The organism is Mycolicibacter minnesotensis (assembly GCF_010731755.1).
GTDB classification, from domain to species: Bacteria; Actinomycetota; Actinomycetes; order Mycobacteriales; family Mycobacteriaceae; genus Mycobacterium; species Mycobacterium minnesotense.
The window spans coordinates 3,302,761-3,326,621 of record NZ_AP022589.1 but is presented as its reverse complement, the minus strand read 5'-3'; the positions used below and the strand labels follow the sequence as shown (position 1 = coordinate 3,326,621).

Annotated in this window: 25 protein-coding genes and 1 pseudogene; 7 read left to right on the top strand and 19 right to left on the bottom strand. The window is 66.7% G+C overall.

The window, feature by feature from the left end; genetic code table 11:
• From cysT to G6N09_RS15405, 4 genes are all read right to left on the bottom strand, one after another.
• Positions 1-855 carry a sulfate ABC transporter permease subunit CysT gene (gene cysT / locus G6N09_RS15415; protein ID WP_083022318.1) on the bottom strand — a complete coding sequence of 285 codons (855 nt, stop codon included), beginning with the start codon at positions 853-855 and terminating at the stop codon, positions 1-3.
• The gene (locus tag G6N09_RS15410) at positions 852-1,883 is read right to left on the bottom strand and encodes an extracellular solute-binding protein (RefSeq protein WP_083022317.1); all 1,032 of its coding nucleotides are present in this window, start codon (positions 1,881-1,883) and stop codon (positions 852-854) included. Before G6N09_RS15410 ends, cysT begins: the two co-directional genes overlap by 4 nt.
• 129 nt (positions 1,884-2,012) lie before the next feature.
• Entirely contained in the window at positions 2,013-2,111 is a 99-nt protein-coding gene (locus G6N09_RS20465; protein ID WP_407662617.1) for an Ms4533A family Cys-rich leader peptide, read from the bottom strand.
• A 130-nt stretch (positions 2,112-2,241) separates the two neighbouring features.
• A complete protein-coding gene (locus G6N09_RS15405; protein ID WP_083022316.1) occupies positions 2,242-2,439 on the bottom strand; it encodes a hypothetical protein in 198 nt (65 codons plus the stop codon).
• A 348-nt stretch (positions 2,440-2,787) separates the two neighbouring features.
• On the opposite strand from G6N09_RS15405, the pseudogene G6N09_RS15400 reads away from it, so the two are divergent.
• A pseudogene (locus G6N09_RS15400) lies at positions 2,788-4,692 on the top strand (glycoside hydrolase family 15 protein); the annotation flags it as partial.
• A 25-nt stretch (positions 4,693-4,717) separates the two neighbouring features.
• Here G6N09_RS15400 and G6N09_RS15395 read toward each other — a convergent pair.
• The 4 genes from G6N09_RS15395 to G6N09_RS15380 form a co-directional block, all read right to left on the bottom strand.
• The gene (locus G6N09_RS15395; RefSeq protein WP_197745883.1) at positions 4,718-5,479 is read right to left on the bottom strand and encodes a sensor domain-containing protein; all 762 of its coding nucleotides are present in this window, start codon (positions 5,477-5,479) and stop codon (positions 4,718-4,720) included.
• Positions 5,479-7,395, bottom strand: a complete 1,917-nt coding sequence (lepA, locus tag G6N09_RS15390) for a translation elongation factor 4 (protein WP_083022314.1) — start codon at positions 7,393-7,395, stop codon at positions 5,479-5,481. Before lepA ends, G6N09_RS15395 begins: the two co-directional genes overlap by 1 nt.
• Before the next feature lie 92 nt (positions 7,396-7,487).
• Entirely contained in the window at positions 7,488-8,024 is a 537-nt protein-coding gene (locus tag G6N09_RS15385; RefSeq protein ID WP_234806858.1) for a hypothetical protein, read from the bottom strand.
• Positions 8,025-8,184: 160 nt separating this feature from the next.
• Complete coding sequence (locus tag G6N09_RS15380) at positions 8,185-8,850, bottom strand: hypothetical protein (RefSeq protein ID WP_083022312.1); 666 nt, start codon at positions 8,848-8,850, stop codon at positions 8,185-8,187.
• 278 nt (positions 8,851-9,128) lie between these two features.
• Here G6N09_RS15380 and G6N09_RS15375 point away from each other — a divergent pair, with 278 nt between their 5' ends.
• Positions 9,129-9,740 carry a type II toxin-antitoxin system PemK/MazF family toxin gene (locus G6N09_RS15375; protein WP_083022311.1) on the top strand — a complete coding sequence of 204 codons (612 nt, stop codon included), beginning with the start codon at positions 9,129-9,131 and terminating at the stop codon, positions 9,738-9,740.
• Here the strand turns inward: G6N09_RS15375 and G6N09_RS15370 are convergent, their stop codons facing one another.
• Positions 9,741-10,169: a CBS domain-containing protein gene (locus tag G6N09_RS15370; protein WP_083022310.1), complete on the bottom strand. Its 429-nt coding sequence runs from the start codon at positions 10,167-10,169 to the stop codon at positions 9,741-9,743.
• 126 nt (positions 10,170-10,295) lie between these two features.
• Here G6N09_RS15370 and G6N09_RS15365 point away from each other — a divergent pair, with 126 nt between their 5' ends.
• Positions 10,296-11,153 (top strand): ribonuclease Z, encoded by an 858-nt coding sequence (locus G6N09_RS15365; RefSeq protein WP_083022309.1) that lies wholly within the window; start codon positions 10,296-10,298, stop codon positions 11,151-11,153.
• Positions 11,154-11,253: 100 nt separating this feature from the next.
• Complete coding sequence (gene rpsT, locus G6N09_RS15360; protein WP_083022308.1) at positions 11,254-11,514, top strand: 30S ribosomal protein S20; 261 nt, start codon at positions 11,254-11,256, stop codon at positions 11,512-11,514.
• Positions 11,515-11,584: 70 nt separating this feature from the next.
• Here rpsT and holA read toward each other — a convergent pair whose 3' ends face one another.
• Genes holA through G6N09_RS15345 form a run of 3 tightly spaced genes read right to left on the bottom strand, consistent with a single transcriptional unit; the run spans position 11,585 to position 14,979 of the window.
• The gene (holA, locus tag G6N09_RS15355; RefSeq protein ID WP_083022307.1) at positions 11,585-12,547 is read right to left on the bottom strand and encodes a DNA polymerase III subunit delta; all 963 of its coding nucleotides are present in this window, start codon (positions 12,545-12,547) and stop codon (positions 11,585-11,587) included.
• A gap of 12 nt (positions 12,548-12,559) precedes the next feature.
• Positions 12,560-14,077, bottom strand: a complete 1,518-nt coding sequence (locus G6N09_RS15350; protein WP_083022490.1) for a ComEC/Rec2 family competence protein — start codon at positions 14,075-14,077, stop codon at positions 12,560-12,562.
• 47 nt (positions 14,078-14,124) lie between these two features.
• Positions 14,125-14,979 carry a ComEA family DNA-binding protein gene (locus tag G6N09_RS15345; protein WP_083022306.1) on the bottom strand — a complete coding sequence of 285 codons (855 nt, stop codon included), beginning with the start codon at positions 14,977-14,979 and terminating at the stop codon, positions 14,125-14,127.
• 258 nt (positions 14,980-15,237) lie between these two features.
• Here G6N09_RS15345 and G6N09_RS15340 point away from each other — a divergent pair, with 258 nt between their 5' ends.
• Together G6N09_RS15340 and G6N09_RS15335 are read left to right on the top strand one after the other, a co-directional pair.
• Positions 15,238-16,398, top strand: coding sequence for an acyl-CoA dehydrogenase family protein (locus G6N09_RS15340; RefSeq protein WP_083022304.1), 1,161 nt, complete (start codon positions 15,238-15,240; stop codon positions 16,396-16,398).
• A gap of 14 nt (positions 16,399-16,412) precedes the next feature.
• The gene (locus G6N09_RS15335; RefSeq protein WP_083022489.1) at positions 16,413-17,522 is read left to right on the top strand and encodes an acyl-CoA dehydrogenase family protein; all 1,110 of its coding nucleotides are present in this window, start codon (positions 16,413-16,415) and stop codon (positions 17,520-17,522) included.
• A 3-nt stretch (positions 17,523-17,525) separates the two neighbouring features.
• On the opposite strand, the gene G6N09_RS15330 is transcribed toward G6N09_RS15335, so the two are convergent.
• Entirely contained in the window at positions 17,526-18,719 is a 1,194-nt protein-coding gene (locus G6N09_RS15330; RefSeq protein WP_083022302.1) for an enhanced intracellular survival protein Eis, read from the bottom strand.
• Positions 18,720-18,817: 98 nt separating this feature from the next.
• On the opposite strand from G6N09_RS15330, the gene G6N09_RS15325 reads away from it, so the two are divergent.
• Positions 18,818-19,879 (top strand): NAD(P)H-dependent amine dehydrogenase family protein, encoded by a 1,062-nt coding sequence (locus tag G6N09_RS15325; RefSeq protein WP_179959914.1) that lies wholly within the window; start codon positions 18,818-18,820, stop codon positions 19,877-19,879.
• Here G6N09_RS15325 and G6N09_RS15320 read toward each other — a convergent pair.
• The 6 genes from G6N09_RS15320 to nadD all read right to left on the bottom strand — a co-directional run bounded on the left by G6N09_RS15320 (position 19,870) and on the right by nadD (position 23,826).
• A complete protein-coding gene (locus G6N09_RS15320; RefSeq protein WP_133053061.1) occupies positions 19,870-20,457 on the bottom strand; it encodes a PepSY domain-containing protein in 588 nt (195 codons plus the stop codon). The genes G6N09_RS15325 and G6N09_RS15320 overlap by 10 nt on opposite strands.
• 102 nt (positions 20,458-20,559) lie before the next feature.
• On the bottom strand, positions 20,560-21,402 hold the full coding sequence (locus G6N09_RS15315; RefSeq protein ID WP_083022296.1) for a DegV family protein: 843 nt from the start codon (positions 21,400-21,402) through the stop codon (positions 20,560-20,562).
• Positions 21,403-21,409: 7 nt separating this feature from the next.
• Complete coding sequence (gene octT / locus G6N09_RS15310) at positions 21,410-22,159, bottom strand: diglucosylglycerate octanoyltransferase (protein WP_083022294.1); 750 nt, start codon at positions 22,157-22,159, stop codon at positions 21,410-21,412.
• Complete coding sequence (gene gpgP / locus G6N09_RS15305; protein ID WP_083022292.1) at positions 22,149-22,844, bottom strand: glucosyl-3-phosphoglycerate phosphatase; 696 nt, start codon at positions 22,842-22,844, stop codon at positions 22,149-22,151. The genes octT and gpgP overlap by 11 nt, the downstream gene beginning before the upstream one ends.
• On the bottom strand, positions 22,841-23,230 hold the full coding sequence (gene rsfS / locus G6N09_RS15300; RefSeq protein ID WP_083022289.1) for a ribosome silencing factor: 390 nt from the start codon (positions 23,228-23,230) through the stop codon (positions 22,841-22,843). The genes gpgP and rsfS overlap by 4 nt, the downstream gene beginning before the upstream one ends.
• Positions 23,227-23,826, bottom strand: a complete 600-nt coding sequence (gene nadD / locus G6N09_RS15295) for a nicotinate-nucleotide adenylyltransferase (RefSeq protein WP_234806872.1) — start codon at positions 23,824-23,826, stop codon at positions 23,227-23,229. Before nadD ends, rsfS begins: the two co-directional genes overlap by 4 nt.
• Positions 23,827-23,861 lie beyond the last annotated feature (35 nt).

Here is a 23,861-nt window from a genome sequence, read left to right as displayed (position 1 = left end):
TCAGGACCTCTCCTGCCGCTTGATTACCCGCGACCCCAGCACCCGCAACGCGAGTAGCACGAGGAACGAGACCCCGAGCAGCACCAAAGAGATCGCCGCCGCACCGGTGCGGTCGTCGTTCTCGATCAAGGTGCGGATCCACTGCGACGACACCTCGGTCTTGCCGGGTACCGCACCACCGATCAACACCACCGAGCCGAACTCGCCGATCGCCCGGGAAAATGCCAGCCCCGCACCGGTCAGCAGGGCCGGGGTCAGGGCAGGCAGCACCACGGCACGGAAGATGGTCAGCCCCGAGGCGCCCAGCGACGCGGCGGCCTCCTCGACTTCGCGATCGATCTCCAGCAGCACCGGCTGTACGGAACGCACCACGAAGGGCAGCGTCACAAAGGCCAGCGCCAGCCCCACGCCTACGGCGGTGTGCTGCAGGTGCAGGTGCACCGGGCTGGCCGGTCCGTAGAGCGCGAGCATCACCAGACTCGCAACGATGGTGGGCAGCGCAAACGGCAGATCGATGATCACGTCCAGAAAGCGCTTGCCGAAGAAGTCGTCGCGCACCAATACCCACGCGATCAGCAGGCCGAACACCAGGTTGAGGATGGTGACCCCGGCAGCGATTGTCAGCGTCACCCGGAAGGACTGCACGGCAGCGTGCGACGTGACCGCCAACTGGAACGCACGCCAACCACCGCCCCCCGCCTGCCAGGCGATCGCGGCCAACGGCGCCAACACGATCAGCGACAGCCAGACGGTGGCAGCACCCACCCGCAGTGATACGCCTTCCCGCCGGAACCTCGAGCGCGTGGCACCCTCCTCATCGGGTCGCGCCGCATCGGTAACCACTGCCGCGCTCATCCGGTGACCCGGGTATAGATCTGAGTGATGGAGCCGGTCGACTTGTCGAACAAAGCGCTGTCGACAATCTCCCACCCACCGAGGTCGGCGATGGTCCACAGCTTGTCGGGATCCGGGAATGCATGGCGGAATTCGTCGGCGATGCCTGGGTCGGCAGGCCGGAAGCCGGCTTCGGCCCACAGCCGCTGCGCCGGGGCGGTGTACTGGAAGTTCTTGAACGCGGTGACGGTGTCGAGGTGCCGACTGGAGGTCACCACGGCCAACGGGTTTTCGATCTTGAAGGTCTGCGACGGGTTGATGTGCTCCACCGGCTTGCCCTTGCGCTCGACGGCGATCGCCTCGTTCTCGTAGCTGATCAACACGTCACCGCTGCCCTGAAGGAACACATCGGTGGCCTCGCGGCCCGAGCCCGGGCGCAGCTTGAAATGGTCTCCGACCAGTTGCTCAATGAAGTCCAGGCCAGCCTGCGGGTTCTTGCCCCCCTGGCTCTTGACGGCGTACGGGGCCAGCAGATTCCATTTGGCCGATCCGGAGCTCAGCGGGCTGGGGCTGATCACCTCGACTCCGGGCCGCAGCAGGTCGTCCCAGCCGTTGATGTGCTTGGGGTTGCCCTGACGCACGACCAGGGTCACAACCGAACCGAACGGGATACCGCGGGTGACACCGGCATTCCAATCCTCGGCGACCTTGCCGGCCTTGACCAGCCGGGTGACGTCGGGCTCCACCGAGAAATTCACGATGTCAGCGGGCTTGCCGCTGGCGACTCCGCGGGACTGATCACCCGATGCGCCGTAGGAGGTGACGACCTGGACATCGGCGCCGGCCTCGGTGTTGTAGAAGGCCGGGATCACCTTGCTCCAGCCGGGCTCGGGTACCGCGTAGGCCACCAGCGTCAGAGTGGTGTGCGCGTCGGAGCGCTCACCGCCCCCAACGACATCGCTGGGCCCGCCGCCGCACCCGGCGAGCGTGGTGGCTGCCAGGGTGGCAGCCAGTGCCAGCGCGATACTGCGCGCGATGGTATTGGGCATTGATGACCTTTCCGGGCGAATCCGTATAGACGTCGGCAAGAATGCTTGTCCGTCGGATCGCGAAAGGCGTTCGATTTCTCCAGAACGTGCGTCAACTAAGACGACACCGGTACGCCGACGGGTGCGGTATCAGCGACAACAGTGCAGGTCGGCCACAGCGGAAGTCACCACGGCAAGCATCAGAAGCGCCACCACTGGGCGCTTCCGGTCACCGGTCGCTGCGAACATGCGGGGAAGCATAACAGAGGCCGGCAAGGCCGCGACCCACCCAGTTGAGTGAGTCAGCGGGTCAACAGCCAAGTCACGATCACCAACAGGATCAGACTGACCAGCACCAAGGTCACCTGCGAGCGCGGCATCAGCGGTCGCCGCCTTCGCCACCATGGCGAACCCGCTCCTGCATCCGGATTCCCTCCCCCAACGCCGCATCCAGCACCGAAGCCAGGCCATAGGCCAGCAACAACACCACCGGCATCACAACGGCGGTCTGCACCACAAAGCCGAGACCGGACAGCCACAGCTCAACGCCGTCCCACCAGCTCAGGAAGCCCACCACCCCGACTACTTTAGCGGCGATCGCCAGCGCGGCGAAGCCGGGCGAAGCGGGTCAACGGTATTAACACGCCGGCGACCGCAAGCGCGGCGAAGCCGGGCGAAGCGGGTCGCCGGTATTAACACAGCGGTGATTTGGTGCGGGCGATGTTACGAGCAGCCGATCCGGGTAGACGCGCGGCAGGCCGCCAGAGATGATTGCGGCATGGACCTGCACACCCCGCCGGGCGATGCACCCGCCACGAGTGGCCCGGAATTGACCAAGTCCGCCAAGGGTGGCGGCAACGCGGCCTCGCCGACACCTCCGTTGTCGGCGACTGCCCCGGTTCCCTATGCCGCGACGCAGAGTCAGGTCCGCAACCCTTTTCCACCGATCGCGGACTACGCCTTCCTGTCCGACTGCGAGAACACCTGCTTGATCTCGGCGGCCGGGTCGGTGGAGTGGATGTGCCTGCCCCGCCCGGACTCTCCCAGCGTGTTCGGCGCGCTGCTGGACCGCAGTGCCGGGCATTTTCGGCTGGGCCCGTACGGGGTGTCGGTGCCCGCAGCGCGGCGCTACCTGCCGGGCAGCCCGATCATGGAGACCACCTGGCAGACCCACACCGGCTGGATGATCGTTCGCGACGCGCTGGTGATGGGCAAGTGGCACGACATCGAGGCGCGGTCCCAGACACACCGGCGCACCCCCACCGACTGGGACGCCGAACACATCCTGCTGCGTACGGTGCGTTGCGTCAGCGGCACCGTCGAGCTGACGATGAGTTGCGAGCCGGCCTTCGACTATCACCGCACCAGCGCCACCTGGGAGTACTCGGCCAACGCCTACGGCGAGGCCATCGCGCGCGCTCGGGAGAATCCAGATGCCCACCCGACCCTGCGTTTGACGACGAACCTGCGGCTGGGGCTGGAGGGCCGTGAAGCCCGGGCCCGCACCCGCCTGACCGAGGGCGACGACGTCTTCGTGGCTTTGAGCTGGTCGAAACACCCTGCGCCGCAAAGCTATGCAGAAGCCGCCGACAAGATGTGGAACACCACCGAATGCTGGCGGCAATGGATCAACATCGGTAACTTCCCCGACCATCCGTGGCGGTCCTATCTGCAACGCAGTGCCCTGACGCTGAAGGGACTGACCTACTCGCCGACCGGGGCGCTGCTGGCCGCTCCCACGACCTCGTTGCCGGAAACTCCTCAGGGCGAACGGAATTGGGACTACCGCTATAGCTGGGTACGAGACTCGGCATTCACGCTGTGGGGCCTGTACACCTTGGGACTGGACCGCGAAGCCGACGACTTCTTCTCGTTCATCGCCGATGTGTCCGGCGTCAACAATGGCCAGCAGCACCCGTTGCAGGTGATGTACGGGGTCGGCGGTGAGCACGAGCTGGTCGAGCAGGAACTGGACCACCTGTCCGGCTACGACAACGCCCGACCGGTGCGGATCGGCAATGGCGCCTACAACCAGCAACAGCACGACATCTGGGGCACCATGCTCGACTCGGTGTACCTGCACGCCAAGTCTCGCGAGCAGATCCCCGAAACCCTGTGGCCAGTGTTGAAGCGCCAGGTGGAGGAAGCGATCAAGCACTGGCGCGAGCCTGACCGGGGCATCTGGGAGGTCCGGGGCGAACCCCAGCACTTCACCTCGTCGAAGGTGATGTGCTGGGTGGCACTGGACCGCGGGTCGAAGCTGGCCGAGCTGCAGGGGGCGGTCTCCTACGCCAAGCAGTGGCGAGCGATCGCCGAGGAGATCAAGGCCGATGTGTTGGCCAACGGGGTGGATTCCCGCGGAGTGCTGACCCAGACCTACGGAAGCACGGCGCTGGACGCGTCGCTGCTGCTGGTGGTGCTGACCCGGTTCCTGCCTGCCGACGATCCGCGCGTGCGTGCCACGGTGATGGCGATCGCCGAAGAGCTGACCGAAGACGGCCTGGTGCTTCGCTATCGGACCGAGGAGACCGACGACGGCCTGTCCGGGGCCGAAGGCACCTTCACCATCTGCTCGTTCTGGCTGGTCTCGGCACTGGTGGAGATCGGCGAGGTCAGCCGCGCCAAGCACCTGTGTGAGCGACTGCTGTCGTTCGCCAGCCCTCTGCACCTCTACGCCGAGGAGATCGAGCCCCGCACCGGCCGGCACCTGGGAAACTTCCCCCAAGCCTTCACCCATCTGGCACTGATCAACGCCGTCGTCCACGTGATCCGGGCCGAGGAAGAGGCCGACTCGACCGGCGGGTTCCAGCCCGCAAACGCGCCGATGTAGCTCGCCTTCCGGCCCGGCCCGCGACCTACCCGCTGAGGTTGCGGACCTTGTCCAGCATGGCCCGGGCCAGGTCGGCGGCAGTGCTGTCGCCGGCCGGCTCTCCGGAGTGATCATCCTCATCGACGAACCAGAAGACGTCGACGTCGACGACGCAGTTCACTCTTGTCGCGACCGCCCGCGAGACATGCAGTCCGGCATCTTCGTCGACACTGGTACGCACCGTCGCCACCAGTACCGAGTCCTGCTCGGAGACGTCGGTGACCTCACCGCTGGCTTCATTGTCACTGCCGCCATCGCGGGTCACCACCACGCCGTCACAACTGCCCCACTGCTGGACGAACTTCTCATACAGCGCCTCGGCGTCTACCGCACTGTCCAGCGCGATCACCGCCTCGGCCACTCCTGTCAGCGGAGAATCTTCCTCGCTCGAGCTGTCCCAGAACTCGTGGGCGACGTCTCGCACGCTGGCGGAGCTATACACGCTGCGTTGGCCGCCCACCGCCACGCCGACGCATTCTTGCGGTTCGGCCGACTCCCAGGCGTCGGGCAGGTCGTCGAGGCCGCCGTAGCGCGGCGGCAGGGAGGGATCACTGTGGAAGGGCTGGCCGGTCAGTTTCGACAACTCTGAGTCGTCGAGCAATACCTGCCGGACGGCCATGCCGGTGACCGGGGTAGGCGCCAGTCCCGTTGCGGGACGCACCGTTCCAGCAACCACCGTGGTGCACCCACCGGCCAGCAGCGCGACCGCCACCGCACCCGCCGCGACTGCGCCTGCCCGGGCGGCCACTACTTCTTGGCCTTATCCCCGGCAGAGCCCCCACTGTCGGTGGACAGCGCCGCGACAAACGCCTCTTGCGGCACCTCGACCCGACCGATGGTCTTCATCCGCTTCTTGCCCTCTTTCTGCTTTTCCAGCAGTTTGCGCTTACGGGTGATGTCACCGCCGTAGCACTTGGACAAAACGTCCTTACGGATGGCCCGGATGTTCTCGCGGGCAATGATTCTCGAACCGATGGCGGCCTGCACCGGAACTTCGAACTGCTGACGCGGGATCAGTTCCTTGAGCTTGGTGGTCATCTTGTTGCCGTAGGCCGAGGCCGAGTCCTTGTGCACGATCGCACTGAACGCGTCCACAGCCTCGCCCTGCAACAGGATGTCCACCTTGACCAGGTCGGCCTCCTGCTCGCCGGCCTCCTCGTAGTCCAGGCTGGCGTAGCCCCGCGTACGTGATTTCAAGGAGTCGAAGAAGTCGAAGATGATCTCGCCCAACGGCATCGTGTAGCGCAGTTCGACGCGTTCCGGTGAGAGATAGTCCATGCCACCGAGCTCGCCGCGCCGCGACTGGCACAGCTCCATGATGGTGCCGACGAACTCGCTCGGTGCGATCACCGTGGTCTTGACGACAGGCTCGTAGACGGATCGGATCTTGCCCTCGGGCCAGTCCGACGGGTTGGTCACGATGATCTCGCTACCGTCCTCGGCAACCACTCGGTAGACGACGTTGGGCGAGGTGGAGATCAGGTCGAGGTTGAACTCGCGTTCCAGACGCTCCCGGGTGATCTCCATATGCAGCAGCCCCAGGAAGCCGCAGCGGAAACCGAAGCCCAAAGCCACCGACGTTTCGGGCTCGTAGGTCAGCGCGGCGTCGTTGAGCTGCAACTTGTCCAGGGCTTCACGCAGGTTGGGGTAATCGGAGCCGTCAACTGGGTACAACCCGGAGTAGACCATCGGCTTGGGCTCGCGATAGCCAGTGAGCGCCTGGGTGGCCCCGCCCCGCGCAGTGGTGACGGTGTCGCCGACCTTGGACTGACGGACGTCCTTCACGCCGGTGATCAAATAGCCCACCTCGCCGACGCCCAGGCCCTTGGTCGGCTTGGGTTCCGGGGAGACGATGCCGACTTCGAGCAACTCATGAGTGGCGCCGGTGGACATCATTGCGATCTTCTCGCGCGGTGTGATTCTGCCGTCCACGACGCGGACATAGGTCACCACACCCCGGTAGATGTCGTAGACGGAGTCGAAGATCATGGCCCGAGTCGGTCCGTCGGCGTCGCCGGTAGGTGGCGGTACCTGCCTGATCACCTCGTCGAGCAGTTCAGCGACGCCCTCCCCGGTCTTGCCGGACACCTTCAACACGTCTTCGGGCTCGCACCCGATGATGTGGGCCAGCTCGGCTGCATAACGCTCCGGATCGGCAGCAGGCAGGTCGATCTTGTTGAGCACCGGGATGATGGTCAGCCCGCGGTCCAGGGCCAGGTACAGGTTGGCCAAGGTCTGAGCCTCGATCCCCTGGGCGGCGTCGACCAGCAGGATTGCGCCCTCGCAAGCTTCAAGCGCGCGAGACACCTCGTAGGTGAAGTCGACGTGACCAGGGGTGTCGATCAGGTGCAGCACGTAGTCGCCTGCGACGGGTCCTTGCCCGGCGGTCTCGTTCGGGCGATCCTGGACAGTCCAGGGCAGCCGAACGTTCTGCGCCTTGATGGTGATGCCGCGTTCCCGCTCGATGTCCATCCGGTCCAGGTACTGGGCCCGCATCGATCGGTCGTCGACCACGCCGGTGAGCTGCAGCATCCGGTCGGCCAGGGTGGATTTGCCGTGGTCGATGTGGGCGATGATGCAGAAGTTCCGAATCTGCGCCGGCGCGGTGAAGGTCTGGTCGGCGAAACTGCTGATGGGAATCTCCTGGTGAACGGGTGCGGTGATATGCGTACTGCCTAGTCAGGGTAGCGAGGCGGTGGCGTCAAAACGAAACCCCCGGAGGCGCCGCTCCAGGGGTTTGCGTTTCCGAACGCCAATTACACGTCGATCGCGAAGTAACCGCCGATGTCGGCGATGCCCGCCTGGAAGAACAGCGCGGCGTCTTCCCAGGCACTGTCGCCGGCCAGACCGGCGGTGATCGCGGCATCGGATCCGAACAGATAGTCAGCGGCGTCCTCGAAATCGATCTGGTCGCCGCCGTTGAGGATCGCGAACAGCAGCACGTTGTTGCTGTCGATGAACTGCGTCAACGCGCCGTTGAACAGGCTGTAGGCGCCCGGTTCCGCGGAGATCTCGTCTTCCCAGTTAATGCCGTAGAGCATCGCCCCTAATGCGGCGTTGACGTCTTCTTGGGCGATGGTGAGAAATGGGTTGGAGTCAGAGACGTCGATAACCTTGTCGCCGACGCCGGCCAGGGTGGCCTGCGACTCGAACAAGAAATTCATCGACTGGATCTGACTCGCCAGGACCCCGCTGAAGTCGACACCGGCAGAGTCGTCGTCGGCGGCCGCCGCCGGTGCCACCGCGATGGCCGCTCCGACGACAATGCCGCTCAGCACGCCAAACTTTCGCATATCCATTCCCCCCACGGGACATTCACAACGGCTTTCCGATGGCCGGTTCCCCAACCGCCCTCGGATGTTCCCCCCAGCAGCGTTGCTGCAAGTGTCGTTAAATCTAACGGAGATCTGTGATTAAATGCAAGGTTCACTTACCGGCGACACATCGGCGTACTTACGGAGTCACGTCGGCGACGCTGAAGATGCCGAACAGACCAGCCCAAGCTGCCTGCATCAGGTCACCCTGGACGGACAACAGGGTTTCCTGGAAGCCGCCCGCGCCGGCGAGGGCGCTGGGTTCGATCAGGTTGGCGATGCCGGCGCTCAGGGCCGAGTCCGGTGCCATGCTGGCGCCATTGAGATCGTCGAAGAATTGCAGGTCAATGGCCGATGCGTAGCCGCCGGCATCAAGGCCCTGGTTCAGCCCGAGTAGATGGTCCAGCTGAGCCTGCATCAACGCCTGGTCCACCAGATCGGCCTCGGCGAACCGGGAGGACGACACGTTGAAGAGGCCCTCCGTCGGGTCACCGGCGGCGCCAACGAACAACAGCGAGTCGTCGGGCAGTCCGAAGTCTCCGTTGGCCACGGATTCAAGTGCCCATGAGTAGCTGCTCTGCTGCAGCGCGACGTCGTCGAGGAGCCGGTTCTGGTCTGGACCAACTGGCACCTCGAAGATGTCTTGCTGGGCCCAGTCGACCGCACTGACCAGGGTGATGTCCCGCTGGGCGACACGGTCGGAGTGGTCGGCGATGCCGATCACTCCCACTGCGGCCGCGGAAAGAACGGCCAGGGCGGTCACCCCGACGGCGATCCCACCGCGAAGGCTGTCCTGTTGAGTCATGATCTCGCTCCACTGGCAGTGAAGAATCAGCGTGCTGCTGGCCGGGGCTCGCGCTCAGGCGAGCGATCCTGGAGTCACCAACCGAAACCTCCCCGCCGCGCGTTCCTGCAGCCTTGCAGCGACCCCCATGTGAACAATTATTCTGATGACCCTACGCCGATATGGCTCTAGGGACAATGCAAGCGCCACATCAGTTTTCAAACAGTTTCCTGGCGATTTCCCGGTGCGCACGCGTCAACAGATGACCGGCTCGCACACGCGTCGCCTATGCTGCGAACATGGCTTCCCCGCGGAAGACTCCATGGGAGACGGTGCAGCGCTTTGCCGAGAACTTGGTGTTCAACGAAGCCCCCCGGTTTATCCGGCAACTCGAGCAGGCGCCGGCGATACAGCAGCGCATCCAGCGCGGCATCGAACAGGGCATCAAGATAGGACTGGACATCCTCAACGGCTCCCCAGCCGAGGCGACTCCGATCCCAGCGGGGCGCCCCGTGACCGAGAACAGCATGCCCACCGCGCACCGCGCGCGCCGGATCGTCTACGCACCCGACCTCAACGGCCGCGCCGACCCCGGCGAGATCGTCTGGACCTGGGTGGCCTACGAGGACGAACCAGAACAGGGCAAAGACCGGCCGGTGCTGGTGGTCGGACGCGACCGCGACACACTGTTGGGCTTAATGCTGTCCAGCCAGCAGCGGCACGCCGAGGATACGAATTGGGTGGGTATCGGCGCCGGAAGCTGGGACGACTGCAACCGGCTCAGCTGGGTGCGGCTCGACCGGGTACTCGATGTGCCCGAGGAATCGATTCGTCGCGAGGGCGCGATCCTGGCCCGCTCGGTCTTCGAGGTGGTGGCCGGCCGCCTTCGCGGCGACTACTCGTGGAGCTGACTAGCCCTGACTGATGTAGGAACGCAGTGCAGCATGCTCGGCCTGCAACTCCTCCATCCGCGACTTGACTACGTCGCCGATGCTGACGATCCCGGCCAGTCGACCGTTCTCGAGCACCGGTATATGACGGGCTCGCTGCTCAGTCATCAGCATGCTGACGTCATCGGCGGAGTCGGTCTTGCTGCATGTCGCCACCAGCCGCGTCATGATCGCCGATACCGGCCGAGCCAGCAGGCTGGCGCCGTGGACGTTCAGCTGGCGAACCACGTCACGCTCGGAGGCCAACCCTTCCAGCCCGTCGCCTCCGATCACCACCATGGCCCCGATGTTGTGCTCCGCCAGGCCCGCAAGAAATTCCATGACCGTGGCGTCGGGGTGGATGGTCACCACCGCCGCACCCTTGTTCCGCAATACATCCGCGATCCGCATCGAAGCCTCCCGCCGCAGTGATCTGCTTCACACCAGGCTAGGCCATTGGGCGGAACAGGGGGCGCCGAAAACAAAACTCCGCCGATCGCCTGGCATCGAGCCCACATCTGTGGCATATGTGACGTCATGACCATCGAGATCACCCTGCTGGGGACCGGAAGCCCGATCCCCGACCCGAACCGCGCCGGACCTTCGACCCTGATCCGGGCCGGCGGCCAGCAACTGCTGGTCGACTGCGGGCGGGGGGTGCTCCAACGTCTGGCGGCAGCGGGAGCCTCCGCCAGCAGCCTGTCTGCACTGCTGCTCACACACCTGCACAGCGATCACATTGCCGATCTGGGTGACCTGCTGATCACTCGTTGGGTCACGACCTTCACCCCCGACGCTCCCCCGTTGCCGATCATCGGGCCGCCCGGCACGGCCGAGGTCGTGGAGGCGACCCTGCGAGCGTTCGGCCGAGACATCGGCTACCGCATTGCCCACCACGACGATCTGAACGCCCCGCCACCGGTCGACGTGCAGGAGCACACCGAGGGTCAGGTCTGGGATCGCGACGCAGTGCGCATCTCGGTGGCGCCCACCGACCACCGTCCGGTGACGCCGACCATCGGATTCCGGATCGAGCACACCGATGGTGATGGAACCGCCTCGGTGGTGATGGCCGGCGACACCGTGCCCTGTGCCGGTCTCGACGAGCTGGCCCTCGGGGCCGGCGCCTTGGTGCACACGGTGATCCGCAACGACCTCATCGAGGCACTGCCCCAACAGCGGATCCGCGACATCTGCGACTACCACTCCTCGGTGGCTCAAGCAGCCGAGACCGCCAGCCGGGCAGGGGTGGGCACCCTGGTGTTGACCCACTACGTGCCCGCCCTCGTGCCCGGTCAGGAGGATCAGTGGCGGGCGTTGGCCGCCGCCGAATTCGACGGCCCGATCGAACTGGGCAACGACTTGCATCGCGTGGAGGTGACCGCCCGCCGCTGAGGCGAGTTGGGGAGTTGCCAGACCAGCTGCTACCCTGAACAGCTGTTGCTCCCGCGTCGGGAGGCAAACCCAACTCAAGCTTTTGCGAAGGAATTACTCCGTGGCCAACATCAAGTCGCAGGTGAAGCGCAACCGGACCAACGAGCAGGCCAGGCTGCGCAACCAGTCGGTGAAGTCGGCGGTGCGCACCGCGATCCGTGCCTTCCGCGAGGCCGCCGCAGCCGGCGACAAGGACAAGGCCGGCGAGCTGCTGGCCGCGACCAGCCGGAAGCTGGACAAGGCCGCCACCAAGGGCGTCATTCACAAGAACCAGGCCGCCAACAAGAAGTCGGCACTGGCCAAGGCGCTCAACCAGCTCTGACTCGGCGGGTTATCCGTACACTTCGGCCCCTGATCGCATCGGCGAACAGGGGCCTTTGTGTTGCCCGCGATCAGCGGGCGGCCAGCTCGGCGACCCCGCGGACCGCGGCCTCCAAGGCGTAATCGGCGTCGGCCGCCGCACCTTTGACGTTGGCGTTGAGGGCCGCCACCAGCCGGACCGCGGCCGCAACAGACTCCGGCGACCAGTACCGGCACTGCTTCTGCGCCTTCTGTACCCGCCAGGGTGGCATCCCCAATTCACCGGCCAACCGGTAGGGATCTCCGGACTTGGACCGCACCCGGGCAATCGTGTGAACCGCCTCGGCCAGCGCGTCAGCCAGCACTACGTGCGGCTCACCCCGGATCATCGCCCAGCGCAGGGCCTCGGTAGCACCGGCGACGTCGCCCACGACGGCCCGATCGGCGACGTCGAACCCCTTCACCTCGGCTTTGCCGCTGTGGTAGCGGCGCACCGCCACCGCGTCGACGTTTCCGCCGGTGTCAGCGACCAACTGCGAGCACGCGGACGCCAATTCACGGATGTCTGAGCCCACGGCGTCGAGCAGCGCCGTCACGCATGCGTCGTCGACTCGGACCTTGAGGGCGCGGAACTCGGCCCGGACGAAGTCGGCCCGCTCCGAGGCTTTGGTGATGCGGGCGCAGGCGTGGACCTGCGCGCCGAGTTCGCGCAACTGTCCGGCCAGCGCCTTGGCCCGTCCCGCGCCGGAGTGCACCACCACCAGCACGGTGCCCAAAGGCACGTCCTCGGCGGTGGCGGCGATCAGCGCCACAGCCTCTTTTCCCGCTTCGGCCGCAGCCTCAAGCACAACCACCCGCTCGTCGGCGAACAGCGACGGACTGAGCAGCTCAGCGAGTTCACCCGCCTCGACCTCACCGGCCCGCAACCGGTCGACCGGGATGTCAGTGCTGCCGGCCTGCGCGCGCACACCGGCCACCAACTGGCCAACAGCCCGCTCGACCAGCAGTTCCTCATCGCCGAGGATCAGATGCAACGGCGAAACCGATTGGCCCACCCGGCAATCGTGTCACGATGCGCCGACACCCGCCCACGCGGTCAACATCTGCGTGGCAGACCACGCCAGCAGGCACAGTGCCGAGCAGGCCAGCACCCGACGGCACCAGCGCCACCGCCAGCCCACCACCACCATGACGGCACCGACGCCGACCCCGGCGACTCCGGCCCCGCCCGCAGGTACCGACACGGTGGCGGCCGGAACGGCCCCCGCCCACTGCGCGACGTGGCACACCCACCACAGCTCTGGTCCGGTGAACCGAATCAGCAGCTCCGCGCCCGTCGGCCACCACGCGCACAACACCGCCGCCGCGCTGCCCAGCACCGTGATCGGTGCGACCAGCGCCGCCACCACCAGGTTGGCCAGGGTGCTGACCAGGCTTAGCCTCCCGGAGATGCCGGCGATCAGCGGCGCGGTCACCAGATTGGCAGCCCACGCAACACACAGTGCGGCCGCCAACGGCCGGGGCCACCCACGGGCCACCAATCGCGCTGTCCACACCGGAGCAAGAAGTACCAGTGCCGCGGTAGCCACCACTGACAGCGCGAACCCGATATCGACAGCCAGGTGTGGGGCCAAGGCCAGCAGCACCAGCACACTGGCAGCCAGGCTCGGCACCGCCTGACGGCTGCGCGCGGACAGCACACCCAACAGTGCGACCGTGCCCATCACCGCCGCCCGCAGCACACTGGCCGTCGGCTGCACGATGATCACGAACGCCACCAGCGTTACGGCGGCCAGCACTGCCGCCATCCGCGGACCGATCAGCCGCGAGGAGAACAACACCGCGCCACAGACGATCGTCACGTTGGCGCCGGACACCGCCATCAGGTGTGTGAGCCCCGCGGCGCGAAAGTCTCGCCCCGTGGACGCGGTGATCGCCGAGGTGTCGCCCAACACCAGGGCGGGCAGCATTCGGGCCTGCTCGGCGGGGAGTACTCGCACAGCAGCGTCCGCGAACCGGCTCCGGACCCGATGCGCCGCCCGCGCCACCGGTCCGGGCGGCCCGCGCATCGCGGCCCCGCCGGCCGTAAGCACTGCCACCGAAAGGTCACGGCGAGCCGGGCGGGAGACTCGGGCGCGAAACGCCATCGGCTGACCGACCATCACCTCACCGAAATCCGAGCCGGAGGCGAACACCACCACCCGGCCCGTGGCAGCAGCCTCGTCGAGGCGACGCAGGTTGGCACGGAACATCACCCGTCGGGATCCGGCCGGCAACGGGCTCTCCGTCGGGGTGACCGCCACCGACGCCGTCATGCCGAACACCGCGGTGATCGGGTGCTGCTCCACTGCCGCGGTACGCAGTGCAACGGCCCAGCCGAAGCCCACCCCAGTCACCGACGCCGCGGCAGCCGCCGCACCCGCCAGCCGCCAGCCGGGTTGCCCGATCCGCCCGCCGTACCGGCACAGCGCGACAGCGCCAACGCCCAGCACTGCGCACAGGACCGCCAGCGTGGCACCCATCCGCCATTGGATGCCGGCCGCGGTGACAAGCCAACCGACCAGTGCCGCGGGTACCAGCCGAATATCGAGCCGGGTCGCCTGCCCCGGCGCGGCAGCTGGTGACGTCACGCCTAGACACGGACCAGGGCGCGTAGCTTGTCCAGCCGCGCCGGGCCGATCCCGTCGACGTCGCCAAGCTGATCAACCCGAGTGAACTTCCCATGACTGTCGCGCCAGGCCACGATCGCCGCCGCGGTCACCGGCCCCACCCCGGGCAGGGCGTCGAGCTGCTCCACTGTCGCGGTGTTGAGGTTGACCGGCTCATGTCGTTCACCAGATGGGGGCTCAGGACCGGCGGGGGCGGTGCTGGTGCGGGGCGCTTCTGGGGTCGGCGCCCCTGCCCCTACCGAACTGCCCAGCACCGGCAGCCCAGTCGGCGGTGCCAGGCCGACCACGATCTGTTCACCGTCGGTCACGGGCCGGGCCAGATTCAGGCCGATGGTGTCCGCGCCGTCGAGGGCCCCGCCGGCCGCCGTCAGTGCATCGGCGATGCGTGAGCCGGGCGACAGTGTCGCCAGCCCAGGCTTGTGCACCAGCCCGACCACGCTGACCACGACCTGCTCTGCCGGCGCCGCCGCGGAGACGTCAGCGGCGTCGTCGGTGCGCGGGCTGGCGGTCGCAACCATCTCTACCGGCGGCAGCTTGGCGCTGGTCACCGGCGCAGGCTGATCGCGCAGCACGGTGAACACGGTGACGAGCACCGCCACCGCGGCAATGAGCGCCAGGGCCAACGCCCCGGCCCGGCCCGGATCGGCCCGCACTGCGGCCAGCCAGCCTGCATCGGCTGTGCCGTCGGGCAGCCAGCGGGGCAGCAACGAATTCGGATCGGCTTCGGTATCTGCTTGCGCGGGGTCTTCGCCGTGCTCGGGTTCCGGCAGCAGGCCGAGTCGACGCTGCAGCCGCTCACCAGGTAGTTCTGTTGCCATGTGCCGACGGTAGGTGCTGGGACCGTCCGAGCGGCTCGTCCAGCGCACGATCCAGAAGGGTCTGTGGATCAACGGGGGACTGTGTGCAACCACCTGCGGCAGGAGGCTCAGCCACGCCTTAGCTGTCGCGTCCGACATCGCCGTCTGAGCCCACCCTGACTGCAAACACCCACGCTAAGCCCTCCCCCACAGCGCCACGGGAGAGCCGATTAGGGTGCATACCAACCGTGATTTCACCCAACCAACCGGGAGGTCGACGTGAGACTGGGATTGACCACGGAGGAGGCCGCATTCCGCGATGAAATGCGCACCTTCTTCACCACCGAGATCCCCGCTGACATCCGCGAACGCAGTCATGCCGGCCATTCGATCTTCCCCGACGACATCGTCACCACCCAGCGGATCCTCAATGCCAACGGGCTTGCGGTACCGAACTGGCCGGTCGAGTGGGGCGGCAAGGACTGGACGCCGACCCAGCACCAGATCTGGCACGACGAGATGAACCTGGCCTCGGTGCCCGAACCGCTGACCTTCAACGCGAAGATGGTCGGGCCGGTGATCGCGGAATTCGGTTCCCAGGCGATCAAGGAACGCTTCCTGCCCGCCACCGCCAACCTGGACATCTGGTGGTGCCAGGGCTTTTCCGAGCCCGAAGCCGGCTCCGACCTGGCCGGCCTGCGCACCACGGCGGTGCGCGACGGTGACAGCTACATCGTCAACGGCCAGAAGACCTGGACCACGCTCGGCCAGTACGCCGACTGGATCTTCTGCCTGGTACGCACCGATCCGCAGGCACCCAAGAAGCAGGCCGGTATCTCCTTCCTACTGTTCCGGGTCGACACTCCAGGTGTCACCATGCGACCGATCAAGCTGATCGACGGTGGCTACGAAGTCAATGAGGTGTTCTTCTCCGACGTGCGGGTGCCCGCTGACCAGCTGGTCGGCGAGGAGAACCACGGCTGGACCTACGCGAAATTCCTGCTGGGCAATGAGCGGACCGGTATCGCCGGGGTGACTCACACCAAGGTGCGCGTGGCCGAACTGAAGGAACGCGCCAAGGCGCTGGGAGCACTCGACGATCCGCTGTTCGCGGCGCGGGTCGCCGAACTCGAGAACGATCTGTTGGCGCTGGAGCTCACCCAGATGCGCGTATCCAGCGATTCCGCCGACGGCAAGCCGAGCCCGGCCTCGTCGGTGCTCAAGCTGCGGGGCAGTCAGCTGCAGCAGGCTGCCACCGAGCTGTTCGTGGAACTGGCCGGCCCGGATGCGCTGCCGTTCGAGGCAGGAGACGGCATCGGCACGCCCGCCTGGGCACAGGATGCGGCACCGAGGTACCTGAACTACCGCAAGACCTCGATCTACGGCGGTAGCAACGAGGTTCAGCGCACCATCATCGCGTCGACCATTCTCGGCCTTTAGGAGGTATGACGGCCATGGACTTTCAACTCAGCGACGAGCAGGTTCTGCTGCGTGACACCACACGTTCGATGTTGTCGGGCTACGACACCGAGACTCGCAACAAGGTCATCGAGACCGAACCCGGATTCAACCCCGAGGTATGGAATCAGCTGGCAGAGGTAGGCATTCTCGGTCTGGGTTTCGACCCGGAGGAGTCGGGCCCGCTGGAGATCATGGTGGTGCTCACCGAGCTCGGTCGCCGGCTGGCCCCGGAACCCGTCGTGCACGGAGCACTCGGACCGGGCGCGCTGATCGTCGAGCGCGGTGACGCGCAGCAGCGTGCACTGCTTGACTCCGTAACCGAGGGCGAGCATGTGCTGGCCTTCGCGCACACCGAGCCCGGGATGCGCGGTACAACAGGGACGGTGGCCACAACGGCCGTCGCGCAGGGCGACTCGTGGCGGCTGAGCGGACGCAAGAACCCCGTCCTGACCGGAGATCGCGCCGACACGCTGGTGGTCAGCGCCGCGTTGCCGGACGGCGGGACGGGCCTGTTCCTGGTCGACGGCAGCGCCGACGGCCTGACCCGCCATGGCTACCGGACGTTCGACGGTCAGCGCGGCGCCCAGATCGACCTCGCCGACACCCCGGCCACCGCGCTTGGCGAGCCGACCGACGCCACAGCAGCAATCGAACGCGCGCTCATCCGTATCTCCTCGGCACTGTGCGCCGAGGCGGTGGGGGCCATGGAAGAGTCTTTGCGCTTGACCACCGATTACCTCAAGACACGCAAGCAGTTCGGGGTCACGCTCAACACGTTCCAGACCCTGACGCAGCGGGCCGCCGACATGTACGTGTCCCTGGAGCTTGCGCGCAGCATGAGCATGTACGCGGCGATGTCGCTCGCCGACGACAACTACGACCCGGTGATCGCGGCGCGCGCCAAGCTGCAGGTCGGCCGGTCCGGGCGGCACATCGCTCAGGAGGCCATCCAGCTGCACGGCGGGATCGGCGTGACTTGGGAATACCCGGTCGGCCACTTTGCGGCCCGGCTCACCGCGATCGAGCACACCCTGGGTTCATCGCAGGATCAGCTGCACGTCTTGATCGACAACGTGGGCGGCTACGGCCTGGCCAAGCTGTAGCCCTCAGAAGTGGTAGCCGATCTGGGCGCCCACATCGGTGACAAACGCGGCGTCCAATCGACGGACCAGGGCGTCGTCCCGACAGCGCAGTCTGCCTGCCGCGGCCAGCGCCGAAGCCCGGTGCGCACCCAGGTACAGACTGCTTAGGACGTCGAGGCCAAGCTCCACCTCGGCCTCGGCCTGGGTCGGCACGCAGTCGGCGACTCCCTCGCTGATGGTCAGGGCGAATCGTCCACCGTCGCCGCGGAATCCGTCATGCACCGCCATGACGACGGCTAACTCAGCTGATTCCGAGCTGTAGCGGCGAGCCTTCAGCACCGCGGGGATGTTCATCATCCGCAGCCACAGTGCGTCTGTCCGCCCCGTCGTGGTGGCCAACCGGGTGTCGGTCAGCAGGTACGGCATCGGGTCGTCGGGTGAGGTCTCGATGACGAGATTGCCCATCAGATCCAGGCCGAGCAGCGCTCGCCACAGCGCGGCATGGGCGGCAGGTGTGACCGCGCGGAATTCACCGACTCGCACCGTTTTTGGATGCTCACCGTGTGCGCGGTAGAGCACATAGCCGTCGGCGTGCAGCATCGCGAACCATTCGGTGCCGCCTTCTCGGGTGTTCTCCCGATCGGCGAGCAGGTCATCCCAGAGCGCCTGAGGGCGAGCCAATCCACCCGGGACTCGCCGGCGCCATCGCTGGTAGATGGCCGCGAACTCGGCGCCGCTGTCGGCGGCCTTCACCAGCCGTACCCCGCCGGGGTCGGGTGCGTCGGGGTGCAGCTGGGCGAACCGCCGGTCGATGGTGAGTTGCTGATCGATAGTCGCGGGGCCATAGCCGAACCGGGCGTAGATGCCGCCCTCGCTGGCAGTCAACGCCGCAATTGGATAGCCCGAATCAGCTATGCGCCGGTGTAATTCGTCATACATCATTCGCAGGACGCCACAGCGCCGGTGGGTGGGTGCCACCACGACGTAGCTGATCCCAGCCGCCGGAAGCACCGCACCGCCGGGCACGGTCAGCTCCATATCGAGATAGCCCGACATGCCGACGACGGTGTCGCCGTCGCAGACCACCAGGGACCTGTCCGGGGCGCTCAGCGTTCGCCAGGCGGCCATCGATTCGGCGTCCCAGTCCTCACCGAAGCCGACGGCGCCCAGCACTGCCATCGCAGCCCAATCGCCATCGGTGGCGGTCCGCAGGGTCATTGGTGGGGATACGGTGCCGGTCACGCCGATCGAGGCTGCCATAAACGCTCGTGGACCGCACCCCAATAATGTGGGTACGCCCATCACCGAGGAGCATGATGCCCACTTCCGACCGCCCACTTCGCGTCATCCAATGGACCACCGGAAATATCGGGCAACGCTCGCTGCACGCCATCATCGGTAGGCCCGATATGGAGCTGGTCGGTGTCTACGCCCACGGCAAGGACAAGATCGGTGTGGACGCCGCCGAGCTGGCGGGATGGCCGGAGCCCACCGGTATCACCGCCACCGACGACATCGAGGCTCTGATCGCACTGCGCCCCGACGCCTGTTGCTACAACCCGCTGTGGCCGAGCATCGACGAATTGGTCCGGTTGCTGGAGTCGGGTGTGAACGTGTGCTCAACCGCAGCCTGGATCACCGGCGGCAAACAGAGCGCGCAGGACCGCAAACGTATCGAGGACGCCTGCCGGGCCGGGAATTCCACCATGTTCGGCAGTGGCGCGCACCCGGGTCTGACCAACATGGTCGGCATGGTGCTGTCCGGGGCGTGCGAGCGAGTCGACGAGATCCGGATCACCGAATCGGTGGACTGCTCGACGTATGAGTCGGCAGCCACCATGGCGGCCATGGGTTTCGCTCAGGACCCCGAAACCCCCGGGCTGGCCGAAAGCGTCCGCCTCGAAAGCGAGGTGTTCGCCGAGTCGGCGGCGATGATGGCCGATGCGATCGGCGCACAATTGGATCGCATCACCTTCGACGTGCAGTTCACCGCCGCGAGCGGTGACAGCGATCTAGGCTTCATGAAGATCCCGGCCGGCACTGTGGGCAGCGTCTTCGGCTACCACCGGGGCTGGGTGGGCGACCGCAATGTGGTCAGCGTCGGCTTCAACTGGATCATGGGTAATCAGGTCACACCGCCCAAGCCCGTGGCGCACGGCCACGTCATTCAGGTGTTCGGGCTGCCGAACATGCGCACCGTGATCAACTGTCTTCCGCCGAAGGACTGGAGCGAACCGAACTTCAACGGATTGGGCTCTATCTACACGGCCATGCCGGTGACCAACGCCGTCCCGTCGGTGGTCGCGGCCGAACCGGGCATCGTCACCCTGGCAGACCTGCCGCCGGTCACCGGACGCGCCGGCGCGAGTCAGACCTGACGATTGCCGGTGACGTTGCCCGTCGCCGCGTCCAACGTGAGTTCTCGCTCGGCCAATTCGGCGTCCCATACGTCGGCTTCCCAGACAACGGTGCCGTTCATATCGAGCAGGCTCAACTCGGTGATCGAACAGTCGGGCACTGCACGCAGTACTCGGTCCACGGCGCCGCGGTAGTCCAAGTGGGTGCCGTCCACGTTGGCGCGGCGCTTGGCCTTGTCCGCGTCGTTGTCCTCGGTCGTGTCAGGACCGACCAGCACCGTCACTCCATCGGAGGCGATCTTGAGCTGATGTTCGGTACCGTCCGGCGTGACCACCCTGGCTTTCCAGGTACCGGCGTCGCTGGTCTGGCTCTCGATGAAGGTCAACACGCTCTCGGGGACCTGCGAAACGGCGAGGTCACCAGCGCGAAGCAAAGTGAGCGGGTCCGGTGGCGCGTCGGGGCGTGTCCACGACGTCTCGGGAGCGGCCGACTCCTCCGACGACGAGCCCGGCCTGCCATTACTGCTGCAGCCGGACAGCGCCAGCGCTGCCACGATGACCACTGCACCGAATCGGACGATATTTCCCAGAGCGTGCATCAGCGGCAATGCTACTGAAGTCCTGCGGTTGGTGCTGAACTCGAGGTGCCACAGCCCTACATCGAGTCTGCATTCGGGGCTGCGCAGCACAGTGCCACGCATTCAGTCCCGCACCGGATCGACATCGACGCACACCGCGACCGCACCGGCGCCCACATGCAGGGCCAGCGTGGGGCACAGGCCGGTGATGACTGCCGGCTCACAGGCCGGCAAACGCTGCGCCAAGGCATCCGCGAGGTCGTGGGCTCCCTGCGGATTGGCCACGTGATGCACCGCCAGCGCAGCCGATCTATCCCCGACCACATCGCATACCCGGTCGATCATCGCGGTCACCGCTTTGCCGACAGTGCGGATGCGCTGCGTCAGAACGAGCTTGCCGTCTTCGACCGCAAGCAGCGGCTTCAGCGACAGTGCAGTCCCCAACCAGGCCGCCGCGCTGCCGATCCGGCCGCTGCGCCGCAGATTGTCCAACCGTTGCACCACCATGTAGGCGTGGCCCCGTTGCACCGCCGCGTCCGCCGCGGCGGCCACGCCGGCTAGATCGGCGCCTGCGGCAGCGGCCCGGGCAGCGGCCAATGCCGCGAAACCCGTGCCCATCGCCGCCGATCTCGAATCGATCACCCGCACCCCAGGACCGAATTGGATGGCGGCCTGCTGGGCGGTGCCGAAGGTCCCGGACAGTGCCGAGGAGATGTGCACTGCCACTACTCCGGCGCCGGCACTGTCGGCGAGCGCATTCCGGTAGGCCGCAGCCAATTCCTCCGGGCCTGCACCGGCGGTGGTGACGCGCTCACGCGCATAAATGTCCTCGGGAACGTCGTCGAGACCGTCACGCAGGTCGGCTCCGTCGAGCAGGATGTGCAGCGGAACTGTGCGAACGGCCCACTGGTCACGCAGCTCGGCGGGAAGGCACGCCGACGAGTCGGTGACGACGACGACGCTCATCGCCCGCTCATACCGCCGGACCGGGGACGCCGGCCTCAACGAGCGCCTTAAGCATCAGATCGGCGACCGCCCGGTGCGCTTCGAAGTTCCAGTGGATGCCGTCCGGATTGGCCCTGCCGCTCAGCACCTCATCGGCAACCGCCGCCTTGAGGTCTACCAGGGGAACGTCGTATTCCTGCGCCCAGGCTGCGATGGCCCGCACTGTGGGCTCCCGCCCCTGGTGGGCTCGGCCATAGGTGTCGGCGATGTGCACCGACGGCAAGGAGGCCACAATGGGAATTCCCGGCCTGTTGAAATCGATCGCTCCCCTGGTCATCTCGAGATAGCTAACCGTGAGATGCGGTGGCAGTGCGGCCCGCGCCATCGGCGAGAAGCGGGGCTGCAGCCAGCCGTAACCGTCACGGACCCACCGCCGCAGCCAGGACGGCCGCACGTAGCGGATCAACTCGCGCAGCGCTGTCGGCCACACCGACGGCAACGAGTCCATCCCGCTGGTGGCGAAGATGACGGCGCCCGCCCGGGGCAGGGCAGCCCACGCGCGCGGGTCCTGGGTGGACGCCCACCACACGTCGCGGCTGGTCCAGCCGATCCGGCCGATGAGTTCGACATCCCAGTCGAGCTGGTTGGCAACGATGTTCGGCCAGATCCGGGGATCGTCGGCGGGCAGGCCGCCCGTCGGACCGTAGTAGGACAGCGAATCGGCGAAGACCAACAGCGTGGGGCGCCGGTTCGCGGGCGTCCGCGCGTCAGAGGACATCGCTGGCCACCTGTGCTGAGGCGTTCCACACGTCTAGCCGCCAACGGACTGCGGTGAAGTCGTCCTGGTCTGAATCCGAGCCGGCATCCGACTCACCCGAGTAACCGCTGAGCTGCGTCCAGCTGGCGTTGGCCATCCCGCCCAGGGCAGGCCAGTTCTCGACCGGCAGTCGCAGCAGGGCTGCGGTCAGAGCGGCGATCAGCCCGCCGTGCGCGACGAGCACCACCGGCTGATCGGCGTGATCGGCTCTCCCCCACTCCGGCTCACCGGCCACCAACTCCTGCACCAGGGGAACGCTGCGTTCTGCGACGTCGATTCGGCTCTCTCCGCCGTGCGGCGCCCAGCGGGCGTCGTCACGCCAGGCCAGCCGGGCCCCGGGGGCGGTGGCGTCGACCTCGTCGTGGGTCAGCCCCTGCCAATCGCCGAGATGTGTCTCGCGTAGTCGGGTGTCCACCCGGACCTGCAATCCGTTGTGTTCGGCCAGCACGGTCGCGGTGTCGTAGGCCCGCCACAGGTCCGAAGAGACGATCAGAAGCGGGTGCCGCTTGCGCAGCACCTCCGCCGCCGCCTCCGCCTGAGCGCGGCCCAGATCGCTCAACACCGTGTCCAGCTGGCCCTGCATCCGGCTACCAGCGTTGAACTCGGTCTGACCATGGCGCAGCAGGATCAGCCTGCGCACCCTCACGAGGCGTCCCCTCCCGACGCCGCCTCGCTGCTCAGGTCGATCGGAACCAGCGGGCAGTCCTTCCACAGACGTTCCAGGGCGTAGAAGTCCCGCTCGTCCTGATGCTGGATGTGCACGACGATGTCGACGTAGTCCAGCAGCGTCCAGCGCCCCTCCCGCGTGCCCTCCCGGCGGGCCGGTTTGTACCCGGCCAGGCGCATCTTGTCCTCGACCTCGTCGACGATCGCGTTGACCTGGCGCTCGTTGCTCGCCGAGGCGATGACAAAGCAGTCGGTGATGACCAACTGCGCAGAGACGTCGATGACGACGACGTCGTCGGCCAGCTTGTTCGCGGCGGCGCCGGCCGCCACGGTGGCCATCCGCACGGCCTCGGGTGTCGCGGTCATATGTGATCTCCGGGGGTCGGTTGGTAGAGGCAGCGCTTGGAGACGTACTGGACCACCCCGTCGGGCACCAGGTACCAGATGGGACGGGATTCTGCCGCGCGCCGTCGGCAATCGGTTGATGAGATCGCCAGCGCCGGCACCTCGACCAGCGTCAAGGCGTGCGGCGGCAACGATTCAAGCGCGTCCGCAAGGTGATCGCCGTTCAGCTCATAGCCGGGTCGACTCACTCCCACAAACCGCGCCATCTCGAACATCTCCGGCCAATCCTGCCAGGAGAGGATGGTTGCCAGCGCATCCGCACCGGTGATGAAGTACAGCTCGGCGCCGGGGTTCTGTTCCTGCAGGTCACGCAGGGTGTCCTTGGTGTAGGTGGGCCCGCCGCGATCGATGTCGGCCCGGCTCACCGAGAAACGGGGATTGGATGCCGTGGCGATCACCGTCATCAGGTAGCGATCCTCCGCGGCGGTGACGCGGCGGTCCTTGAGCCAGGGTTGTCCGGTCGGGACGAACACCACCTCGTCGAGCTCGAAAAGGTCGGCCACTTCGCTGGCCGCGACCAGGTGTCCGTGATGGATGGGATCGAAGGTCCCACCCATGACTCCCAGCCGCCGTTTTCGCACGATAGGCCAGC